Below are 21649 nucleotides of genomic sequence, written 5' to 3' on the forward strand. Positions count from 1 at the left end.
CATGGAAAAGATCAAAAAACACATGAACTCGGCTTTTAAATGGTTGAGTCGTTATATTTCTCCAAGTCTTTTGGCCGTTTTAGGGATTGGGTTAGTGACAAGCATTTTGTTATTTGTTTATCCGATTAATGGCTTGGGAGATAATGGCGAGTATTTTCGTGTGTTAAATTCAAATAGTCTTTATCGTGTCAATGGTGATAGCTACGACAATGTGGCCTATTTTGTTAAGGACTTTTCAATTATGCGTTATTTTAATGAAACAACGACGCACTTTGTTTCCACTCAACAATTTTTCATCACCATTGCCATTTGGCTTAATAAACTTTTTTATAGTCAAACACTTTTCGATATTCGTTTCTTAGGTTTCGTTTATCTTAGTTGTTTTTTAGTGTCAATTTATATTCTGGTACGAGGCTTAACCGAAGGCGTATCTTTGAAAAAAAGTTATCTTATCTCCTTGTTGGTTATTTTCATCTTGGGGGATACCTCCTATACGATTTATTTTAATTCCTTTTATACAGAAGCGACGAGTTTTTTACTTTCTGTGAGTGTCTTAGCATTTTCAGTCTATTTTTATCGGGTGACGAAACCACGAACTTGGCTCAGAAGAATAGTTTTGGTTATCTTGGCACAAGCAGTAGTACTTTTAATAGGGACAACACGCCAAGAATATTTGCTGATTATTGGTGTAATTATTGCTGGATTAGGATTTTTTGTCTACTTGTCACAACGTTATCAACGATTGTCAATGACGGCCTTTTTAATTGCGTTGATTGGTTTTACAACGTTAGCAGCTTTTATCGTTCCTAACGATATCTATGAACGTGATGTCTACCACAGCATGACGCGCGGTGTAATGAAGGATAGTAAGGTTCCAGATAAACGGATGTCAGAGGGCGGAATCAACCCGCAATATGGGTTGCAAAAGGGACGTTCCTACTTTGAAGAATACAGTCCTGTATCACCAACTTCTGAACAAATGAAAAAAGATTTTTTTGATAAAACGAGTTTTGGATGGGTGTTATTGAATTATTTAAATTATCCATCTGAATTATGGCAAGGACTGAATTCAGCGGTCCCAAATGTTTACTTAGTAAAGCCTAATAATGTGGGGAATTTTGAGAAAACGACGGGGCGTGCACCGCTGGAACAATCTAAATTTTTTATGGTGTATAACCGTATTAAAGCCAGTTTTTTCCCTAAAAACTTTGCTTTCTATCTATTATTAGGCGTGATTCTGTTTGGTTTATATGGCGTTGGTTTATACAGAGGAATCAAGAGAAACGAACCCAGATTAGTTTTTCGCTTCTTTTTAATGACAGGAATTTATCTAAATTTATTAGTTGTTTTCATTTCAACAATTATTATTGATGGGGATAGTGACTTAGTACGTCATTTGTTTTTAGTCTCAGTATTTTTAGATTTTCTCTTGTTACAAATTGTTTCTGATGTTATTGGTAAACGAATGTGGCAAGATACAACACCACAAGTCATTGGGGAGGTAGAGGGAATTGAAAAATAAACAATATCTTATTGGCTGGGTGTGTTTCTTACTCTTTTTCGTTTTTTGTGGCTTTGCCAAACCGGCGCTGGCTGCACCAAGTAAACATGTCTTACTTGTCTATGACAGCTTGAATATTGCTGGGAAAAAAGAAAATGATGTGGATGCTTTACAACGAGTGTTGACGAGTTTTGGAGTAGAAGTTCAGAGTGTGGCGGTATCAGATTATGTGCCTGGCGAATTGCTAAATGATGGCTATGACAGTTTGATTTCTATGGTGAATTGGCCTGAACAAGCCGGCGTTATTGCCTCTGATTTTCTAGCAGATCGAGTTCATTTTAAAGGTAAACAATTACACATTGGTCGAAACATGCGTGACGATGAAAAACAATATTTTAGCGGTACATGGAAAGAATTAAGTCATCGTCAATATCGGTTAGAAGATGAAAAAAACCGCTTTTCTCAAGTATTGCCTTTTCAAGATCAATCAGTTGTGCTGGAAAATACGCAAGGTCAGACAGTTGGTCGATTAAAAACACAAGAATTAGCACCAGAAGAATATCCATTTGGTGTAATTGAGAATGGGCATGCTTTTCTCCCAATGTTTGAACGCAAAGGCGCTGTTTTTTTAGAAAGCTTGGACGTAATTAGTCAATGGCTGGAAAGTGAAAAAATGTCACGGCCGTTTTTGACGATTTCTGATTTTAACCCGTTAAGAGATATGTCTGTGGCAACCTATTTGCAAGAAGAATTAGTTAAAACCACGTATCCTTATATTTTATCCAGTACGAGCGTTTCACAAAACAATACGATTTTACCTTATAAACTATTTACGAATGCGTTACGTGCGTTTGCTTCGACGGGGGTTATTTTCTTAGAAACACCGGTCGTTAACAATGTTGATTTAAATGACCAACGTGCCTTGAAACAATTGATGGAGCAGCAGATTAGTTTATTGGTCGACAGACATGTCTATCCAGTAGGCATTTCTGCTCCAGGATACTGGAATCAAGACCTTCAATACCAAGAGGATGGTCTAGCAATTAGTGATACAGTGATTCTAAGAGAAAATCCGCCGATTGAACGCGTTTTTTATCGGAACCAAACGGGAGAATCAATCACTTATAAGAATGCTTTGTTTGATTTACCGTATGATTATTTATCGGGGATTGAATGGACGGATAAAGATAATCCGAATGACTATCGATTTCCAATGCCGACCACCATTAGTTTTTCATTTCCAAATTCTAAAAAAGAAGTGGATCATCTAATTCAAGAAGTCAAGGAAGCACCAATAGTGTTTAGTGTTTCAGAAGCGGATCAACATTTCACTGTTCAAACACAAACGCAGAAAATCGAATTTCGGAATAATCGGTTCTTCTTAAACAATCAAATTGTCAATGGTTTGGCTGATACAGGGGCCTCAACAGTTGAAAAACAACGATTTACAGGGTTATTTTCATTCTTTTTCAGTATCACAAACAATATTTTGATTGGCGTTGTCACGCTGACTTTAATCATCCTGATTATTTTGTTTATGATTGGACGAAAGAATTATCGGTCGAAATATATTAATAAGGAGGAAGACAAATGACCATTGCTGACATTGTAATGTTAACAGCAACTATCATTATTTGGAGTCTACTAATTGTAAATATTCTCTTAGTTATTTTTGGCTATGTTTATTATTTAAAAACAGATCCTGTCGCACCGCCACCTGTAGAGGACGAAGACGCGCCGTTTGTTTCAATTATGGTGCCGGCCCATAATGAAGGAATTGTCATTGTGCGGACAGTTGAAGCGTTATTGAATTTTAATTATCCGCAAGATCGCTATGAAATTATTGTGATTAATGACAACTCAAGTGATAATAGTGCTGAGCTTTTAGCGAACGTCCAAAAAAAGGCGGTTAATCGAAATTTGCAGATTATTAATACAGACAATATAACAGGTGGGAAAGGTAAGTCTAATGCCTTAAACATTGGTTTCAAGCAAGCCAAGGGGGACGTGATTGCCATTTATGATGCAGACAATACACCTGAACCGAATGCACTCCGTTATTTAGTTGGAGAGTTAATCGCTAGTGAGGAATACGGCGCGGTTATTGGTAAATTTAGAACGAGAAATCGCAATGCAAGCCTGTTGACACGCTTTATTAATATCGAAACACTGGCCTTTCAATGGATGGCACAAGCCGGTCGTTTTCAATTATTTAAGTTATGCACGATTCCTGGCACAAATTTCATTGTTCGTCGCAGTATTATTGAAGCCATTGGCGGCTGGGATGACAAAGCGTTAGCCGAAGATACAGAAATCAGCTTTCGCATCTATATGATGGGCTATAAAATTAAGTTTCAACCAAAAGCAGTGACGTGGGAGCAAGAGCCGCAAACTTTGTCAGTTTGGTTCCGGCAACGGACGCGATGGGTCAAAGGCAATATTTATGTTATTGTTAAAAATGCTAAATTATTGTTTAATCCTAAAGCGAGTCGGATTCGTTTTGATATTTTATATTTCTTGTCCATTTATTTTCTCTTAATGACATCGCTCGTTTTGTCAGACATCATGTTAGTTTTATCAATGTCTGGTTACTTAACAACGACCCTGCAAGGATTTAGCAATTCCTTATGGTTGTTAGCGATTTTGTTATTTATTTTCAGTACTTTTGTCAGTATTACGACCGAAAAAGGCGAAATGACTTTAGAGAATATCTTAATTATTGCCTTGATGTATATTACATACAGTCAGATGTGGCTAGTAGTCGCCGCTTATGGCATGGTGATGTATATTAAAGAAAATGTTTTTCATAAACAAACACAAACAAAATGGTACAAAACTGAACGATTTAAATAAGGAGGAAACGTGCAATGAAACAAAAAACAGTCACTTTAATAGGGTTGTTCTTTCTGGCAATTCTGATTGGTGTCGCAAGTCCGACCGTATACGCCGAAAACAAAGAACAAGACAACCATACCTTTACACAACCTTTTCAAAATAAAACAATCTCTTTAACAGGTACTTCTGTCCGTAGCACCATGTATTTTACAAAAATTGATTATTGGGACGTAAAAAAAGCATCATTCAATATGACCTACCAAATCACACAATTAAAAAATAATCAGACCTCAGATTTAACTGTGGCAGTTAATGGTGTGAAGTTTTATTCTTGGCGTCCTGAAAATACAACTGGTATTCAACAAAAGACGATTGAAATCCCTTTGGAACTGATTAAAGAGACAAATACATTGACTGTTGAGGGCCAAATTATTAATCAGGCAGGAAACGACATGTATAATTTAATTGAAACTCCGGCAAATTGGTTAACGATGTATGAAGGATCTAACGTAAACTTCCAATACGATTTACAATTACCAGAGAATACAATTCATTCTTTTTATAATCATTTTGTGGGAGCAGACACGATTGCGAATAAACACAGTGTTATTTTGACACCAGAAAATGCATCGGAAAAAGAATTAGCTGCAGCGACCCATGCGTTAGCTGGTGCTGCTCGTTTGATTACTACCTCAGAAGAATTGTTGCCAATGGCTTCTTTGAACAAAGAACAGTCAGCACCCTATCAGTTGATTATTGCCAGCTATGATAAATTACCAGATCAGTATAAAAGTCAAATTGATAGCAAACGCGTGGAGGACCAGGCTGTCTTAAAATTTTTCAATCAACCAGATAAGCATGTTTTAGTAGCTACTTCTAAAGATGAGGACTTACTTGTTCGTGCGGGACGTTATTTAGCCAATTATGAATTAATGACCCAAACAGATAAAGAAGAGACAACAGTTGATGAGAATACCGATACATTTAGTTCAACTTTAGAATTTGATGGTAATTATCCATTAACCTCAACGGGGGACAAGCTAGAAGGGGCCTATCACCAAGAACAAACGTACTTTGTCAATTTACCAGTGGATCGAAACAATGCCAATGGCAGTCGCGTGCATTTACATTTTAAATACGCTGAAAACTTAGATTTTGATTCTTCTTTAGTGACGGTTTACGCCAATGATAAACCAATTGGCAGCAAGAAATTAACCGCTGCTCGTGCGAACGGTGATGAATTAAATCTCGAATTTCCAAAGAACTTAGAAATTGCTGATAGTTTTGTTTTAAAAGTTGCTTTTGATTTGAATGTTAAATCACCAGAAGTTTTACGAAATGGTCAGACTCCATGGGCCTTTATTGAAAATAATTCGAATGCATTTATTCAAACAGAAGAACTGAATGACATATTATTTAACAACTATCCGAACATTTTTATCAGAAGCCGTTCTTTTGCTGATTTAGCGATTTTATTACCAGAAAAAATGGACGACAACTATTTTAAAGTGTTGACCAATTTATTTAACTTAATTGGTAATTATGCCGAAAGTAATGTCGGTGAGATTACGTATTATAAAAAAGCGCCTAAAAATGCGGCATTAGAAAATCATAACTTGATTATTTTTGGTACGCCTAAGGATAATCCGATGATTCGTAAGTTAAACGATCAGTTGTATTTCCATTATGATAAGGACTTCACACGTTTTGTTTCAAACGAGAAACTGAGTATCGAAAAAGATTATGGTAAACAAATCGGTACGGCGCAGCTAATGTTTTCTCCATATAATGCGAAAGCCGCGGCGTTAATCTTAACAGGAGCTAAATCACAAGGTGTCTTTTTAGCCTCTACACAAGTGAATACAGAGAAGAATACTTCTATGTACAAAGGAGATGCCATTGTGGTCGATCCGAACTATCGTCGCTATGATTATCGTTTCAAAAAACGTGTAAGCAACGTTAGCAACGAATCATTAGGTAAACGAATTGTCAATAATCATAAATTAATGATTTATCTATTTGTCTTCTTAATTGGTATGACCATTATTGGATTAAGTGCGTTCTTCATCGTGAAGAAGAATTTGAAAGGTGGGGAATAGAGTGAATCAAAAACGAGTGACCTTACTTTTGGATTTAACTTTGTTGGTAGGAATTGTTTTGGTTGTCGGCACAACCATCTTTATGGCCTTAGGAACGAATGATTTCTTTGTGGACTTAAGTTGTCTATTAATTTCAGTTATCTTAATTATTGTTACCTATTTTGTAGGAATTACAGCGGGGTTAACATTTTCGCTTATATTTATTTTTCTACAATTGACTTATGTTGTATATCAGTATGTCTATCATGATTTGTTTAGCTATGGCTCATTATTTTGGCTAATCATGCCGCCACTCTACTGTTTAACAATCTATGCAGTGACTTATCAAATTCGTACGATTGAAGAAGAAAATATTCGCTTACGTAAAGAAACTTCACGGTTAAATGCGTTAGATGCAGTAACTAATTTAAGAACAGCAAAAATGTACGAGGAAGGATTCGATTTATTTTCTGATATTTCTACACGTTATGAAGCGCCGTTATATTTAGTCGTAATCCGAGTGGCCTATTGGGAAAGTATTCGTAACTTATTAAGTCCTGAACAAAAGAATGAATTGCTACAAATCGTGACAGCGGCGATTAAAGAGACAACGGATGATCGCTTCTTACCATACTTTATCGACGGCACACCGCCGACTTGGGCGTTATTAATTTTCCGCGATGGGGATGACGGATACACTACTAGAAAAGAATTCAAACAACAAGCTCAAGAGAAATTTGCCCATTCTGAAACCTTAAGAAATATTACTTTGACATTACAAGTTTCCTATACCAAATATGATCCTGCCGAATTTAACAACGCTTCAGAATTTTTAGGGGATGGAATTAATTCTCTTCAATATGATGTTTAAAAAGGAGGCAAACAAATGACTGAAAAAATTGCTGTTTTTACAGGGAAATTAGCAGAGGCTGGTGTGTTAAATGAGACGCAGCCATTGTCAATGCGATTACATTTAGAAAATATCCAAGCAGAAAGTGATCCAGAATCCATTGTTCCCTTATTTTCTCATGGGGTAATTTTAAACATACTTGTTGAACAGTTAGAGGAAAGTATCCCACTGTCTCACTTGAAAAAAGGAACCAAAGTCCGTTTCACAGTCGTGGGCTTGCCACCGATGACTATGTCGATTCCACCGCATGTTGGTGGGCAAGCGATTGAATTGATAGAAGAAATCTAAAAAGCTTCTGCATTAGCTATGATTATTAGCTAATGCAGAAGCTTTTTTATTCAAAGGTCATTCTTTCAATTCGATCGAACGCTTCCTTTAATAAATCTAAATTTTGTGTTGCGGCTAAGCGAATGTACTCATCGCCCGTTGTTTCACCAAATGCTTTTCCAGGAATCACTAATACCTGTGTCTCTTTTAAAAGCTTTTCCACAAAAGGGACGGAAGTTAGTCCAGTTTTTTGAATATTAATGAAGGCGTAAATACTTCCTTTGACTGGATGAAGCGAAAGGAAAGGGATCTTTGCTACTCGTTGGGCCACATACTCTAAACGTGTTTGGAACACTTCAACGATTGGGTCTACAAATTCGTCAAAATGTTGTAACGCATAGATTCCTGCTTGCTGTGACAACGTAGGCGCAGAATACGTAACGCCTTCATTAATTAATTTGGCTACTTCGTTAATATAGTCTGGGGCAATCATATAACCAATACGCCAACCAGTCATTGCAAAGGCTTTTGAAAAGCTACCAAAAGTGATAGTATTTTCTGGAGCAAACGTAGCCATGGGAGTAAACGTTTCTTGGAAACAAAAGGCTTCATAAACTTCATCTGAAAGAATGTATAAGTTGTGTTCAATCGCTACCTGTGCAATTTCTCTGAAAGTTTCTTCAGAGAAAACAGCGCCTGTCGGGTTATTCGGTGAATTAAGAATAATCGCTTTGGTTTTAGGCGTGATTTTTTCTTTCAAAAGAGCTACATCAATTTGGAAACCATCTTCTTCATAGGTTGGCAAAAAGACCGGAACGCCATCTGCTAAAAGAACTTGGTCTTTATAAGGAGAGAAGTAAGGTTCATGAATAATCACTTCATCTCCAGGATTTAGAATCACTTGTAAGGCAAGGTACATTCCATGCAGAGCGCCAACTGTGGCCCGGACTTGATTCGGTTGAAAAGATAATTGATAATGTGACTGATAAAACTGAATGACCGCCTCAATGAATGCCTCGCTACCATCAGAAGCGGTATATTTTGTATGCCCGTTTTTGGCATCGTTAGCTGCTTGTTCGATAATCCGCTCATCGGTAATTAAGTCAGGGTCGCCAATCGATAAATCGATTAAATTTGGGGTCTTTTTCGCCAATGTTGCAATATCCATGAGTAAATTTTCAGTAGGTTGTTGGTAACGTGTTGCGATATTCTTGCGATCCATACCAGGTGCTCCTTTTTATAAAACTTTTCTTAGAAAATCTTGTGTTCTTGGGTTTTGTGGCGCATCAAAAATTTCTTCAGGTGTGCCTTCTTCTTGAATAATTCCTGCATCCATAAAAATGACACGGTCCGCGACTTCTTTTGCGAAACCCATTTCGTGGGTAACCACTACCATTGTCATCCCTTCAATAGCTAAATTTTTCATAACGGATAGCACTTCGCCCACCATTTCAGGGTCTAAGGCAGAAGTTGGTTCATCGAACAGCATCACGTCAGGGCGCATGGCTAAAGCACGAGCAATCGCTACCCGTTGTTGTTGCCCACCAGAAAGTTGAGCGGGATAATTTTCTTTTTTATCTGATAAACCAACTTGTTCCAGTAAAGAAAGAGCATGTTCTGTGGCTTCAGCAGCGGCTTCTTTTTTTACTTTAACAGGACTAATCGTTAAGTTTTCCAAGACATTTTTATGCGGGAAAAGATTGAAATTTTGGAATACCATTCCCATTTTTTGACGAAGTTGATCAATGTTGGTATTTTTATCTAATAAATTTTTTCCTTCAAATTCAACGCTGCCACCAGTTGGTGTTTCTAATAAGTTCAAGCAACGTAAAAAAGTACTTTTACCACTGCCAGAAGGGCCAATAATTACGACAACTTCACCAGCTTCAATTTCTAAGTCAATTCCTTTAAGTACTTCATTTTTTCCGAATGTTTTCTGTAAGTTTTTAATGTTAATCACTAGTACTCATTCTCCTTTCAGCAACACCTAATAGACGTGAGATAGTAAAGGTTAGGACGAAATAAATCAACGATACAATTAAGTAAGGTAGGAAGGGTTTAAAACTTGCTCCTTGAACGTTGCCAGCTTGGAAAATTAGTTCTGAAACACCAATGACTGAAACAACGGAAGATTCTTTAATTACTGTAACAAATTCATTGCCTAACGCTGGTAAAATATTTTTAATAGCTTGTGGGAAAATGATGTATCGCATTGCTTGGTTTTGATTCATTCCCAAAGAACGAGCAGCTTCCAATTGTCCTTTATTAACCGCCTGAATACCAGCACGAATAATTTCTGCTACATATGCACCACTGTTTAAAGAAAGAGCAATACAACCAGCTGCTACTTTTGATAAGTCTAAACCAAGAACGCCTGTCCCGAAATAGACAATAAAAATTTGAACAAGCAAAGGAGTGCCACGAACATATTCAATATAAGCAATGGCAATGCCACGTAAAATTTTGGAATTGGCTAACTTCATTAAGGCAAGTAATGCCCCTAAAATGGCACCAAACAAAACACCAATGAAAGCTAGGAAAATGGTATAGCCCGCACCGTTAAGGTAGAACTTTCCATACTTTTGTAAAAAGCTTTGATCTTTTTGGAACATTAATTGATTGGCTTCTTTTTTATAACCGTCCATTAATTTTTGATCATTAATTTGTTTAATAGAGGCATTTACTTTCTCCGTCAAAACGGGCGCATCTTTAGGAAAAGCAACGGCAGTATCTTTTGAGCCTTTTTCAAAGGTAACATCAGCAAAAGATAAATCCTCATTTTGAGAAACATAGGCTTCGCCAACCGGTTCTTCCATAACGACTGCATCTAATTTATTATTTTTTAGATTCATAATTAAATCTGGAATTTTTTGAAGAGAAGTAGGGACAGCACCGGTTAATTCGGTTTTAATTAATTCTTCTTGTGTCGTTTGCTTTTGGGCACCTGCACGAATGCCTTCGAAATCTTTAGTGGAATGAAATTTATCTTTGTCTTCTTTCCGAACAATGACTCTTTGTTGAACGTTCATATATGGTTGAGAAAAAGCTACTTCTTTTAATCGTTCAGGCGTTGGCGACATGCCAGAGATGACCATGTCAATCTTGCCAGTTTTTAAGGCCCCTAACAGAGCATCGAAGCCTAGTTCTTCGATTTTTAATTTAACGCCTAAATCGTCGGCAATTTTTTGAGCAATAGAAATATCAAAACCAACAATTTTATCTTCACCATCTACTTTTGCATGAAATTCATAAGGGGCATAGTCTGCGGATAAGCCGACAACTAGTTCTCCCTTTTGGATGATTTTGTCATAGACTGGATCGGTTTCGGCTGCAAAAGTTTCTTTAATAGGTAATAATGAGAGCAACAAGAATAAAATTGGTAAAATCGTCTGTAGCCATTTTTTACATTTGGTCATTTGCGTAAACTCCTTTTTGTATTATTTTTATAAATATTCAAAAAAAGCGAATAAATGTATAAAAATTTATTGTGTTATGATGTGGTTTATCATATCATAGAATATGTAAAAGGAAAAGTAGTAGAGTTGAAAAAATACAACTTTTTCAAAAAAATTTTCAAAAGTCAAAAATGAAGGGGATTTTCAAGATGGAACAATCATTAATTGTGAGAGGGACACCACAAGAGTATCTTTGCGAAATTGGTTCGTGGGAATTATTAGAAGGACAACTATTATGCAGAAATATTCATCGTGTATTCATTTTACACGGGACTGAGTCATGGCAAGCGGCAAAACCGTATTTTCCGACGTTTCAAAAAGTAACAGCTGTTTTTGAAAACTATGGAGGTGTTTGTACAGATCAACGTGTGCAAGAGTTAGAAGCGCAAGTGCTGGACAATCATTTAGAGGCCATCGTCGCTGTTGGTGGAGGAAAAGTGGCCGACTTGGGCAAAGCCTTAGCACACAAAATGGCGTTACCGGTAATTATTTTGCCCACTTTAGCAGCTACTTGTGCACCGTGCACGCCATTGAGTGTAATGTATCGAGAAGATGGAGCAATGGAACGATATGACGTTTTTCCGCAAGCAAACGCTTTGGTGTTGGTAGAACCAAGAGTGTTATTGCATTCGCCTCGGTCCTTAATGGTGGCAGGTATTGGGGATACATTAGCTAAATGGTACGAAGCAGATGCAATTATTTCGCAGTTAGATGTCCAAGTGTTACCTATTCAAGTTTCTCATTTTGCCGCGGAAAAATGTCGCGATATTTTGTTAAATGAAAGTATCAATGCTTTAAAAGCGATGGAAGAGCAACAATTAAATCAATCGTTTATTGATGTCATCGAAACAAATTTAATTATTGGTGGAATGGTGGGTGGCTTTGGCGATGATTATGGTCGGACAGCGGGTGCCCATTCCATTCATGATGCACTAACTTTGCTACCAGCTAGCCATCGACAATTGCATGGAAACAAAGTGGCGTATGGTGTGTTTGTTCAATTAGCCATTGAAGAGAAATGGCAAGAAATCGCTGAATTGATTCCTTTCTATCACCAACTAGGTTTGCCTATTTCTTTAAAAGAAATGGAGATGGACTTAACTGAAGCCGAGTATCAAGAAGTAGCAGAACGTGCTTGTATAGAAGGCGAAACGATTCATTATATGAAACAAAAAATTACCCCTGAAATTGTGAAAACAGCGATGCAAGATTTAGAAAAATATACAGCGACAAAATAAGTGCCAAACAGCAACTAGCTCATTTGAATTATTTGAACTAGTTGCTGTTTTTTAAGGATCCTTTTTTGAAAAAAGAAACCTTGAGAAATCCTTGCAAATTCAATAAAAAAAAAGTATGATGATGGGAGGACAAATTATAGTAGAAAGTAGGGAAATGAATGACGGAACCAGCCATTCGTTATCGTTTAATCAAAAAAGATAAACACACAGGTGCGCGTTTAGGTGAATTAATTACTCCTCACGGCACATTTCCAACACCAATGTTTATGCCGGTAGGTACACTTGCGACAGTTAAAACAATGTCACCAGAAGAATTAAAAGAAATGGGTGCCGGTGTTATTTTAAGTAATACTTACCATTTATGGTTACGCCCAGGTGAAGATTTAGTCGAAGAAGCAGGCGGTTTACACAAATTTATGAACTGGGATCAACCTATTTTAACTGATTCAGGTGGCTTCCAAGTCTTCTCATTAAGTGATATGCGGAAAATCGAAGAAGAAGGTGTGCATTTTAGAAATCATTTAAATGGTTCAAAAATGTTCCTTTCTCCAGAAAAAGCGATCAATATTCAAAATAAATTAGGATCAGATATTATGATGAGCTTTGATGAATGTCCACCATTTGATGAAAGCTATGAGTATGTCAAACGCTCGATTGAACGGACTTCTCGTTGGGCTGAGCGTGGCTTAAAAGCCCATGCGAATCCTGATAGACAGGGATTATTCGGTATTGTTCAAGGTGCGGGATTTGAAGATTTACGTCGTCAAAGTGCCAAAGATTTAGTGAGTATGGATTTTCCTGGCTATTCGATTGGTGGCTTATCTGTTGGTGAGTCTAAGGAAGAAATGAACCGAGTCTTAGACTTTACGACACCGTTAATTCCTGAAAATAAACCACGTTACTTAATGGGTGTGGGTGCCCCTGATTCATTAATTGATGGAGTGATTCGTGGGATTGACATGTTTGATTGTGTGCTACCAACACGTATTGCGCGCAATGGTACTTGTATGACTTCACAAGGTCGCTTGGTTGTTAAAAATGCCCAATATGCAAGAGATTTTCGTCCGCTTGATGAAAAATGTGATTGTTATGTTTGTCGTAATTATACGCGGGCCTATATTCGTCATTTGATTAAATGTGATGAAACATTCGGAATCCGTTTAACATCGTATCATAATTTATACTTCTTGTTAGACTTAATGAAAAATGTCCGTCAAGCAATTATGGACGACAATTTATTAGAATTCCGACAAGCGTTTTTTGAAGAATATGGCTTTAATAAAGCGAATGCAAAAAGTTTCTAAAAATTAGAGGAAAAAACTAGTTCTTCAAGCATTTTTTTGATACAGTTAGTAGTGTGAATAATGCAGAGTGAGGTGAAACAAATGGGTGGCGGATTTACAATGATTTTTACATTAGTCCTTTTAGGAGGAATGATGTTTTTCATGACACGTTCTCAAAAGAAACAACAACAAGAACGTCAAAAACAACTAAACGCAATGAAAACTGGCGATAGTGTTGTCACAATTGGTGGTTTACATGGTGTTTTAAGTGAAATCAACGAAAAAACAGTTTTAATCGATTGCGAAGGTATTGTCTTAGAATTTGACCGTGCAGCAATTCGAACTGTAACACCTGGAACTGCTGTTACAAATGATTCAGCAGTAACTAGTGTACCAGTCACAGAAGTTGAAGAGACAGTCACAGAAGAAGTAACTGAAGTTCCTGAAACATCAGATCCTTCAAAAGAAAAGAAAGACTAAACGATTCAACTAATTCATTTAATGGTTAAAGAGAGCGGAACAGGCTTTTCAAAGGCGAAACTGTGACCAGTAGTCACACGAGAAAGCCAATAAGAAGAGATAATTCCTATTCCGCTCGTGTCGTTTATCTTAAAATGTAGGACTAGGAAGGTAGGTCATTTGGACTTACGTCCTAAGTCCTTTTTAACTATTAAGTTTACAAAAAAGGTTCCTTTTTATAGTGTTGGAAGATAGTTAAAAAGTGAGCAATCTTTCGCTTGGTTGGAAGGAGAAGAGCCCATGACAAAGGAAAAATTAAGTTGGTTACAACAAAAAATGCTCAATAAAAGTATTAAAAAGAAGTGCCAAAATTTTCGTGAACTAGGTTATTCTTCCATCAACGAAGAAGATTTATTGACTTATTTACTCACCTATCGTTGGAAAAAACAAACCCATTTATCTGTCAAAGACTGTCGCAAAGACATTCAGAAGGTTAAGCCGAATGAATTTTTTGACTATCAACAATTATTGGCACAGACATCAAAAAATCCTTTAAGGGACTGGCATGATATTGAAGACTTATTCTAGAAAAAAGAATAGGTCTTTTTTTTTGAGATAAAAAAAATTATAAATAGTTGTGAAAAATATCACAAAAACTATTTACAAGATTCATTTTATGTTGTATGATGTGAATGTGAAATAGTTAACAAAGTTTTTTTAAAATGAAACTCTTAGGAGGATGAACATGGTTAAAACAGTAAAAAAAGAAAAGACAGAAACGGTTGATGTTTCATCAATGATTGATGAATTAGCAACAAAAGCGAATGTCGCTTTAAAAGCAATGGAAGATTTTACACAAGAACAAGTAGATCACATTGTCCATCAAATGGCGATGGCGGCGTTAGACCAACATATGCCTTTAGCAAAAATGGCTGTCGAAGAAACTGGCCGTGGAATCTATGAAGATAAAGCAATCAAAAATATGTATGCATCTGAATACATTTGGAATAATATTAAACATGATAAAACAGTGGGTGTAATTAACAAAGACGAACAAACCGGTTTAATGGAAATTGCTGAGCCAGTTGGCGTGGTATGTGGGGTCACACCAACAACAAACCCAACGTCAACAACTATTTTTAAATCACTAATTGCCTTAAAAACAAGAAATCCAATTGTTTTTGCTTTCCATCCTAGCGCACAAAAATGTTCGGCAGAAGCGGCACGTATTGTACGGGATGCGGCGATTGCAGCAGGTGCACCAGAAAATTGTATTCAATGGATTGAACAACCATCGATTGATGCAACATCTGCTTTGATGAATCATCCAGGGATTGCCATTGTTTTAGCAACTGGTGGCGCAGGCATGGTAAAATCTGCGTATTCAACAGGTAAACCAGCACTAGGCGTTGGTCCTGGGAACGTACCAGCTTATATTGAAAAAACGGCTAAAGTAAAACGTGCGGTTAATGATTTAATTGTTTCAAAATCATTTGATAATGGAATGATTTGTGCTTCTGAGCAAGCGGTCATTGTGGATAAAGAAATTTATGCTTCTGTCAAAGCTGAGTTTGAAGCACACAATGTTTACTTCGTGAAACCGAATGAATTACAAAAACTAGAAGATGCAGTGATGAATGAAGGCAAATACGCAGTAAATCCAGCGATTGTCGGTAACTCTGCAGAAAAAATTGCTGAATTAGCAGGAATTAGCGTACCAAAAGGCACAAAAATTTTAGTCGCTGAATTAGAAGGTGCAGGTCCAGAATATCCATTATCAAGAGAAAAATTATCGCCAGTTTTAGCAATGATGAAATCAAACAATGCAGAGCATGCTTTTGAACTATGTGAAGCGATGTTAAACTTAGGTGGTTTAGGACATACAGCAGTAATTCATACAGAAGATGAAGAGTTACAAGTTGCTTTTGGTTTACGTATGAAAGCTTGTCGTATTTTAGTGAATACTCCATCAGCAGAAGGCGGTATCGGTAACATTTATAACGAAATGATTCCATCCTTAACACTTGGTTGTGGTTCATACGGGAAAAACTCTGTTTCTAAAAACGTATCAGCCATTAACTTAATTAATATTAAAACGGTAGCGAAACGGAGAAATAATATGCAATGGTTTAAATTACCTCCAAAAATTTTCTTTGAAAAAAATTCTTTACAATATCTACAAAAAATGGAAAATGTTGAACGTGTCATGTTAGTTTGTGACCCAGGTATGGTTCAATTTGGCTATGCAGATATCGTACGTAAAGAGCTACAAAAACGTAAAAATGATGTGAAAATCGAAGTATTTTCTGATGTTGAACCAAACCCATCAACAAATACTGTTTATGCAGGTACCAAAATGATGGTTGATTTCCAACCAGATACAGTGATTGCCTTGGGTGGCGGTTCTGCAATGGACGCGGCGAAAGGCATGTGGATGTTCTATGAACACCCAGATACAGAGTTCTTTGGTGCAAAACAAAAATTCTTAGATATCCGCAAACGGACATATAAAATTGCCAAACCAGAAAAAACACAATTTGTTTGTATACCAACTACTTCAGGAACTGGTTCAGAAGTTACACCATTTGCCGTTATTACTGATAGTGAAACACACGTGAAATATCCGTTAGCAGACTATGCGTTAACACCAGATGTAGCGATTGTTGATCCACAGTTCGTAATGTCTGTGCCAGCTTCAGTCACTGCAGACACAGGTATGGATGTTTTAACACATGCTATTGAATCTTATGTTTCCGTGATGGCTTCAGATTACACACGTGGTTTAAGTTTACAAGCAATCAAGTTAGTTTTCGATCATTTAGAAAATTCAGTGAAACGTCCAGATATGGAATCTCGCGAAAAAATGCATAATGCATCAACCATGGCAGGGATGGCATTTGCCAATGCATTCTTAGGTATTTGTCACTCTATTGCTCATAAAATTGGTGGGGAATATGGCATTCCACATGGTCGTACAAATGCGATTTTATTACCACATATTATTCGTTACAATGCGAAAGATCCATCAAAACACGCAATGTTCCCTAAATATGATTACTTCCGCGCCGATACTGATTATGCAGACATTGCAAAATTCTTAGGCTTAAAAGGAAATACTACCGCAGAATTAGTAGAAGCTTTAGCAACAGCAGTAGCAGACTTAGGTAAATCAGTCGGAATTGACATGAACTTGAAAGCCCAAGGTGTCTCACAAGAAACATTAGACACAACGGTTGATCGTATGGCAGAACTTGCATATGAAGACCAATGTACAACTGCAAATCCGAAAGAACCATTAATTAGTGAACTAAAACAAATTATCTTAGATGCTTATGTAGGATAAAAGAACTCAAATAAAGAGACCAGAACATTAATGTTCTGGTCTCTTTAACGTTTTGCGAAAACAGTGCTGTCGATACCACGGTTATGACACCAATTAACTAAAACTGGATCGAGGATAAGTGCGGTACTCGTCAATTCTTCTGTCGTCTTTTTTCCTAAAAGAGTATAAAGCATTTTCACTTCTTCTTGCCATTGCTGTACAAGGGCTAGGGTATTTTCTAAACCATTTTTACTCATAAGGGAAGCTAAGATAGTCCCAGCAACTCCCATGCTTTTGGCACCTAAAGCGAGTCCTTTGACAATATCAAGAGAGTTACGCACACCGCCAGAGCCGAGAATAGTTAGTTTCTTTTGCCAATTTTGTGATTCCAGAAGAGAGATGACCGTTGATTGCCCCCAATCATCTAAGAAAGAAAGTTCTCGTTTTTTCCGCCGGGCATTTTCAATTTGTGTAAAACTCGTTCCGCCTTGGCCGCTCACATCCGCTGCTTGAACGCCGATAGAGGTGAGTTTTTCTAAGGTTTCTTGGCTCATGCCAAAGCCAACCTCTTTGACAATGACAGGCACTTCTACGGCCTGTACGATAGCTTCAATTTTGGTTAGCCAATTAGTGAAATCACGATCTCCTTCAGGCATGACCAATTCTTGGGGCACATTTACATGGATTTGTAAGGCATTCGCTTGAAATAAATCAAGCGCTCGCTTTGCTTCTTCCACACCCAAGCCTGCACCAATATTGGCAAAAATGAGTCCATCTGGGTTTTCTTTTCGCATAATTTGATACGTATCCGCTAAACTAGCATCTTTTAACGCTGCCGAGACAGATCCTGTCGCAACTAAGAGGCCAGTTTCTTTGGCAATAATGCCTAATTGCTGATTAATTTCTTTTGCACGCTGACTACCACCTGTCATTGCATTGACATAAAAAGGTTGGGGAAGCTGAAAAGAAAGAAACGAAGTGGAAATATCTACTTCGTTAACAGCGGATTCAGCAAACGATTGGTGAACAAAACGCACACGATCAAAGTCATTACTTTTTTCTTTGTGGAACGCTTTAGCTAATGATAGATGTTCATCTTTTCGATTCATGCTTCTCCTTACACTCCTTTTGACCATAGGTATAGACGTGAAGTGGCAGTGGGGTAATTCCGTCTTTTTCCCAAGCAGTCATTAATGGTAAAATCCCAGATTTTTGGCGGAAAATTACAATCCCACAATCGCCCCCGCCAGCGCCAGAAGATTTCGCAGCTCCTGTATAAGATTCAGCCAAATCACAAAGATTTTTCAAGGCTTCTGTTTCGATTACCACACCAGTCAGTGAAGATAATTCGGCGAGCAATTGGCGATTTTTAGTAATTTGTTTTTGAATAACAGAAATTTTTCCTGTGTTAAAGCCATTAATCATTGTTTCGACACAAAGCCGACTTTTCATTAAGAACTGCTCATAAGCCGCTTGTTTTTCTTCTTTTGATTGATGGACTCGATCAACTAAGTCTGAAGTGGACGCAGGACTACCTGTCCAACCAATTAGTAAACGTAGTTGTTTCGGTACTTTTAACGGAAAAATCATTAATTCAGGCCAGTCCATTGCTAACAAATCAGTTAATGTTTCAGTGGCTACTTTTTGATTGACCCAATCATGATCGAAGGTTGAAAAGGCAATCCAGCCCCCGTAACAGCTGGCGGCGATATCTCCGCAAGAACCATTTCCTTGAACGGCTAAGTGAGCTAATGCTGATAATTTGAAAATTTCCTCATTTTCCAAACCTAAATCATAAAAAATATTCAAGGCTTTGACAGTTCCAACGGTTACCGCACCGCTTGAACCAAGACCGTATTTTCGTCCATTTGAACTATCTAATTCACTCGTCACTTTTAAATGATAAAATGACAATTCTTTGTTTTGCTCTTGCGCATATTTTTCAGTTAGATGAATCGCCGCTAAAACATAATGAAAAGGATTTTCGCGAATATCTAATACAAGCTCACCATTTCGGCGTGTCCAACGAATAGGTAAAGAGCTGTATTGTGCAGATTGAATACTGCCTTCATCTGTTGTTTCTTCGACAGTTACAGTTACGAATTGATCCACAGCAACGATAATGGCAGGGTGGCCAGGTTCAACAACGGCATATTCTCCTGCAATAAATAACTTTCCTGGCGTAGTAACTTCAATCATGCTTATTTATCCATTCCTTTCGTTTCAAACAATTCAATTCCGGGACCAGCAAAAGCTGGGACTAACTGCTCTTTTGAAAAATGTTCACTTAAAAATGTTTTTAATGCTTCTAAGTTTTTCTTTTCGACTAAGACCTTGACATTCGGACCTGCATCCATTGTAAAGTAGCAAGGAATTCCTTTGGCCCGTGCTTGGCGAACTAAAGCCATCGCTTGTAAGCTGCCTGGGGACCAGTAAGTAAATGGAGGGACAGCGCCTAAGGTTGTTCCATGCATCCTTAACCCATTGGCTTCAATGATTTCTCCTAAACGAGGGAAGTCTTTTGTTTTAATTGCTTCATGAACTTGGGATAAATCTTTTTCCACATTGTCCAACCAACCTTGATAAAAGCTAGAAGTTTCTACTGTTCGTTTCATTCCATCACGGCTGGAAACATCTTTTTCGCCATCATTAATTAAGATAAAGAGCATGGCCAATTCGTTTTCCCAATTATTGGCTGGAATATTTTCAGCAAACGACGTTTCATCAGAGTGGCCTTTGTTCCATTGAGCAAAACCACCAAAAATACTACGACAAGCAGAACCTGAACCACGTCGCGCTAAACGGGATAAGTCTTTTGCTGAAAGATTTAATCCTAAGGCTACGTTACAGGCCCCAGCTAAAGCAGCTAGACCACTCGCTGAAGAAGCCAAACCAGCTGCAGTAGGCACAAAATTTTGACTTTCCACTTTTGCAAACCAAGTACAATCGGCTTGTTGACGAACAAGGTTCAAAAATTCTTTGACTTTTTTTGTTTGTTTTTCGTTTTGCAAGGTACCATCTAAAATAAATACATCTTCTGAATAATGGGCATCAAATGTCACAGTTGTTTCTGTGTAAAAGGCATCTAATGTTAATGATAAACTACTATTCATTGGTAAAATGTATTCTTCATTGGCTTTTCCCCAATATTTAATCAGAGCAATATTTGTATGCGCTCGTGCTTTTCCTGAAAGCATTACTTTTTCACCTCTAATGATTGAATCCATGTAGCAACAGCTCCATTTTCTTCTAAAGTCTGTGCAATGGTTTGTGCGGTCTTTTTATTATCTGTTAAGGCAATCATACAGCCACCGCGACCGCCGCCGGTTAATTTTGCTCCTAGAGCGCCATGTTCTAGAGAGAGAGCCACTAGTCGATCCAGCATATCGTTGCTGACGGTTAATTGCTGGAGTTGCTCTTGCGCTAACGTCATTAGCTGACCTAATTTTTGTTTATCATCTTGTAAAATTGCCTGCTTCGCTTCTTTAGTAAAAGAACCTAATTGTTTCATTGTTTCAGCGATTGCTGTGGGATTATTTTGAGCTAGCTGCGCAATGTCTTTCACTGCTTCACGTGTTTGACCTTTAATTCCCGTATCAGCTACTACTAAGTAGGCATTAGATAAATTCATCGAGAAATGTGTGGGCGGAAATCCTCTAGTAAAAAATAAGGGATCAGCGCCGCTTGTTGCTGCGGCATCGATACCACTAGGATTGCCATGAGCAATTTTCTCACTTAAGGAAACAAGCTCAAACAATTCTTGATATGTATAAGCGTAATCAAAATAATCAAAAAGGCTTCGAACGATGGCCACAGCGGTTGCTGCGCTTGAGCCCATTCCTCGTTCAGCGGGAATCGTACTTGTTAAGGTCAAAGTGCCTTTAACTGTATCTTCCTTTAAAAAATGTAAGGTTTGCTGAACAACTTCCTTGATATTTGCTAGCTCTTGGGGCACGTCTTCAAGCAATCCTGTAAAATATGCACAATCAATCTGCATAGTTTTTGCCGGGGTAAAGACGGCTGTGATTTCTGTCGCTTGAAAAGGAAAGGCGATTGCTGGTTCGCCGTAAACAACGGCGTGTTCCCCCATTAAAATGATTTTTCCCGTCGCTTGACCGAGGCCTTGTTTTTTTATATTCATTCACTGACATTCCTTTTGAGTAGAATCGAGTATAGGACAAAAGACGTTCTTGGATTAGAAGAACGTTTGTCATAATCTCTTCATGATTTATAGGAAATGATTCCAAAAGTTTCTCTTGTTCCAAAAAAAGAGATTGCTTAACCTAAGATAGTTTACCTAA

18 protein-coding genes are annotated in these 21649 nt (G+C 37.6%); 11 read left to right on the plus strand and 7 right to left on the minus strand.

The genetic code is table 11. The features are described 5' to 3' along the window. Position 1 precedes the first annotated feature (1 nt). Genes IGK03_RS03450 through IGK03_RS03475 form a run of 6 tightly spaced genes read left to right on the plus strand, consistent with a single transcriptional unit; the run spans position 2 to position 7612 of the window. Positions 2 to 1522, plus strand: coding sequence for a membrane protein (locus IGK03_RS03450; RefSeq protein ID WP_033595124.1), 1521 nt, complete (start codon positions 2 to 4; stop codon positions 1520 to 1522). Further along, on the plus strand, positions 1512 to 3095 hold the full coding sequence (locus tag IGK03_RS03455; protein WP_002355763.1) for a hypothetical protein: 1584 nt from the start codon (positions 1512 to 1514) through the stop codon (positions 3093 to 3095). The genes IGK03_RS03450 and IGK03_RS03455 overlap by 11 nt, the downstream gene beginning before the upstream one ends. Next, the gene (locus IGK03_RS03460) at positions 3092 to 4354 is read left to right on the plus strand and encodes a glycosyltransferase (RefSeq protein WP_002355764.1); all 1263 of its coding nucleotides are present in this window, start codon (positions 3092 to 3094) and stop codon (positions 4352 to 4354) included. The genes IGK03_RS03455 and IGK03_RS03460 overlap by 4 nt, the downstream gene beginning before the upstream one ends. 14 nt (positions 4355 to 4368) lie before the next feature. Next, on the plus strand, positions 4369 to 6435 hold the full coding sequence (locus IGK03_RS03465) for a cellulose biosynthesis cyclic di-GMP-binding regulatory protein BcsB (protein ID WP_002373524.1): 2067 nt from the start codon (positions 4369 to 4371) through the stop codon (positions 6433 to 6435). Then, positions 6425 to 7285 (plus strand): hypothetical protein, encoded by an 861-nt coding sequence (locus tag IGK03_RS03470; protein WP_002385041.1) that lies wholly within the window; start codon positions 6425 to 6427, stop codon positions 7283 to 7285. The genes IGK03_RS03465 and IGK03_RS03470 overlap by 11 nt, the downstream gene beginning before the upstream one ends. Before the next feature lie 15 nt (positions 7286 to 7300). Then, the gene (locus IGK03_RS03475) at positions 7301 to 7612 is read left to right on the plus strand and encodes a hypothetical protein (RefSeq protein WP_002366283.1); all 312 of its coding nucleotides are present in this window, start codon (positions 7301 to 7303) and stop codon (positions 7610 to 7612) included. Positions 7613 to 7658: 46 nt separating this feature from the next. On the opposite strand, the gene IGK03_RS03480 is transcribed toward IGK03_RS03475, so the two are convergent. From IGK03_RS03480 to IGK03_RS03490, 3 genes are read right to left on the minus strand one after another with little or no spacing between them, the layout of a single operon-like run. Beyond that, the gene (locus IGK03_RS03480) at positions 7659 to 8813 is read right to left on the minus strand and encodes a pyridoxal phosphate-dependent aminotransferase (protein WP_002355768.1); all 1155 of its coding nucleotides are present in this window, start codon (positions 8811 to 8813) and stop codon (positions 7659 to 7661) included. A gap of 15 nt (positions 8814 to 8828) precedes the next feature. Further along, complete coding sequence (locus IGK03_RS03485; RefSeq protein ID WP_002355769.1) at positions 8829 to 9551, minus strand: amino acid ABC transporter ATP-binding protein; 723 nt, start codon at positions 9549 to 9551, stop codon at positions 8829 to 8831. Next, positions 9544 to 11007: an ABC transporter permease subunit gene (locus tag IGK03_RS03490; RefSeq protein ID WP_016617483.1), complete on the minus strand. Its 1464-nt coding sequence runs from the start codon at positions 11005 to 11007 to the stop codon at positions 9544 to 9546. The genes IGK03_RS03485 and IGK03_RS03490 overlap by 8 nt, the downstream gene beginning before the upstream one ends. 170 nt (positions 11008 to 11177) lie before the next feature. Between IGK03_RS03490 and IGK03_RS03495 the strand changes: the two genes are divergently transcribed. From IGK03_RS03495 to adhE, 5 genes are all read left to right on the plus strand, one after another. Further along, a complete protein-coding gene (locus tag IGK03_RS03495; protein WP_002358821.1) occupies positions 11178 to 12284 on the plus strand; it encodes an iron-containing alcohol dehydrogenase family protein in 1107 nt (368 codons plus the stop codon). 158 nt (positions 12285 to 12442) lie between these two features. After that, positions 12443 to 13588 carry a tRNA guanosine(34) transglycosylase Tgt gene (gene tgt, locus IGK03_RS03500; protein WP_002355772.1) on the plus strand — a complete coding sequence of 382 codons (1146 nt, stop codon included), beginning with the start codon at positions 12443 to 12445 and terminating at the stop codon, positions 13586 to 13588. A gap of 60 nt (positions 13589 to 13648) precedes the next feature. Beyond that, positions 13649 to 14047 (plus strand): preprotein translocase subunit YajC, encoded by a 399-nt coding sequence (yajC, locus tag IGK03_RS03505; protein ID WP_002383336.1) that lies wholly within the window; start codon positions 13649 to 13651, stop codon positions 14045 to 14047. A 261-nt stretch (positions 14048 to 14308) separates the two neighbouring features. Next, positions 14309 to 14614: a post-transcriptional regulator gene (locus IGK03_RS03510; RefSeq protein ID WP_002355774.1), complete on the plus strand. Its 306-nt coding sequence runs from the start codon at positions 14309 to 14311 to the stop codon at positions 14612 to 14614. A 157-nt stretch (positions 14615 to 14771) separates the two neighbouring features. Then, positions 14772 to 17369, plus strand: a complete 2598-nt coding sequence (adhE, locus tag IGK03_RS03515) for a bifunctional acetaldehyde-CoA/alcohol dehydrogenase (protein WP_002388933.1) — start codon at positions 14772 to 14774, stop codon at positions 17367 to 17369. Between the two features lie 44 nt (positions 17370 to 17413). On the opposite strand, the gene fni is transcribed toward adhE, so the two are convergent. Genes fni through mvk form a run of 4 tightly spaced genes read right to left on the minus strand, consistent with a single transcriptional unit; the run spans position 17414 to position 21489 of the window. Next, a complete protein-coding gene (fni, locus tag IGK03_RS03520; RefSeq protein ID WP_002381302.1) occupies positions 17414 to 18457 on the minus strand; it encodes a type 2 isopentenyl-diphosphate Delta-isomerase in 1044 nt (347 codons plus the stop codon). After that, positions 18441 to 19547 (minus strand): phosphomevalonate kinase, encoded by a 1107-nt coding sequence (locus IGK03_RS03525; RefSeq protein ID WP_002355777.1) that lies wholly within the window; start codon positions 19545 to 19547, stop codon positions 18441 to 18443. The genes fni and IGK03_RS03525 overlap by 17 nt, the downstream gene beginning before the upstream one ends. 2 nt (positions 19548 to 19549) lie before the next feature. Continuing rightward, positions 19550 to 20545 (minus strand): diphosphomevalonate decarboxylase, encoded by a 996-nt coding sequence (mvaD, locus tag IGK03_RS03530; protein ID WP_002358822.1) that lies wholly within the window; start codon positions 20543 to 20545, stop codon positions 19550 to 19552. Beyond that, a complete protein-coding gene (mvk, locus tag IGK03_RS03535; protein WP_010828617.1) occupies positions 20545 to 21489 on the minus strand; it encodes a mevalonate kinase in 945 nt (314 codons plus the stop codon). Before mvk ends, mvaD begins: the two co-directional genes overlap by 1 nt. Positions 21490 to 21649 lie beyond the last annotated feature (160 nt).

This window comes from Enterococcus sp. DIV2453a (assembly GCF_050533535.1).
GTDB lineage: Bacteria > Bacillota > Bacilli > Lactobacillales > Enterococcaceae > Enterococcus > Enterococcus faecalis.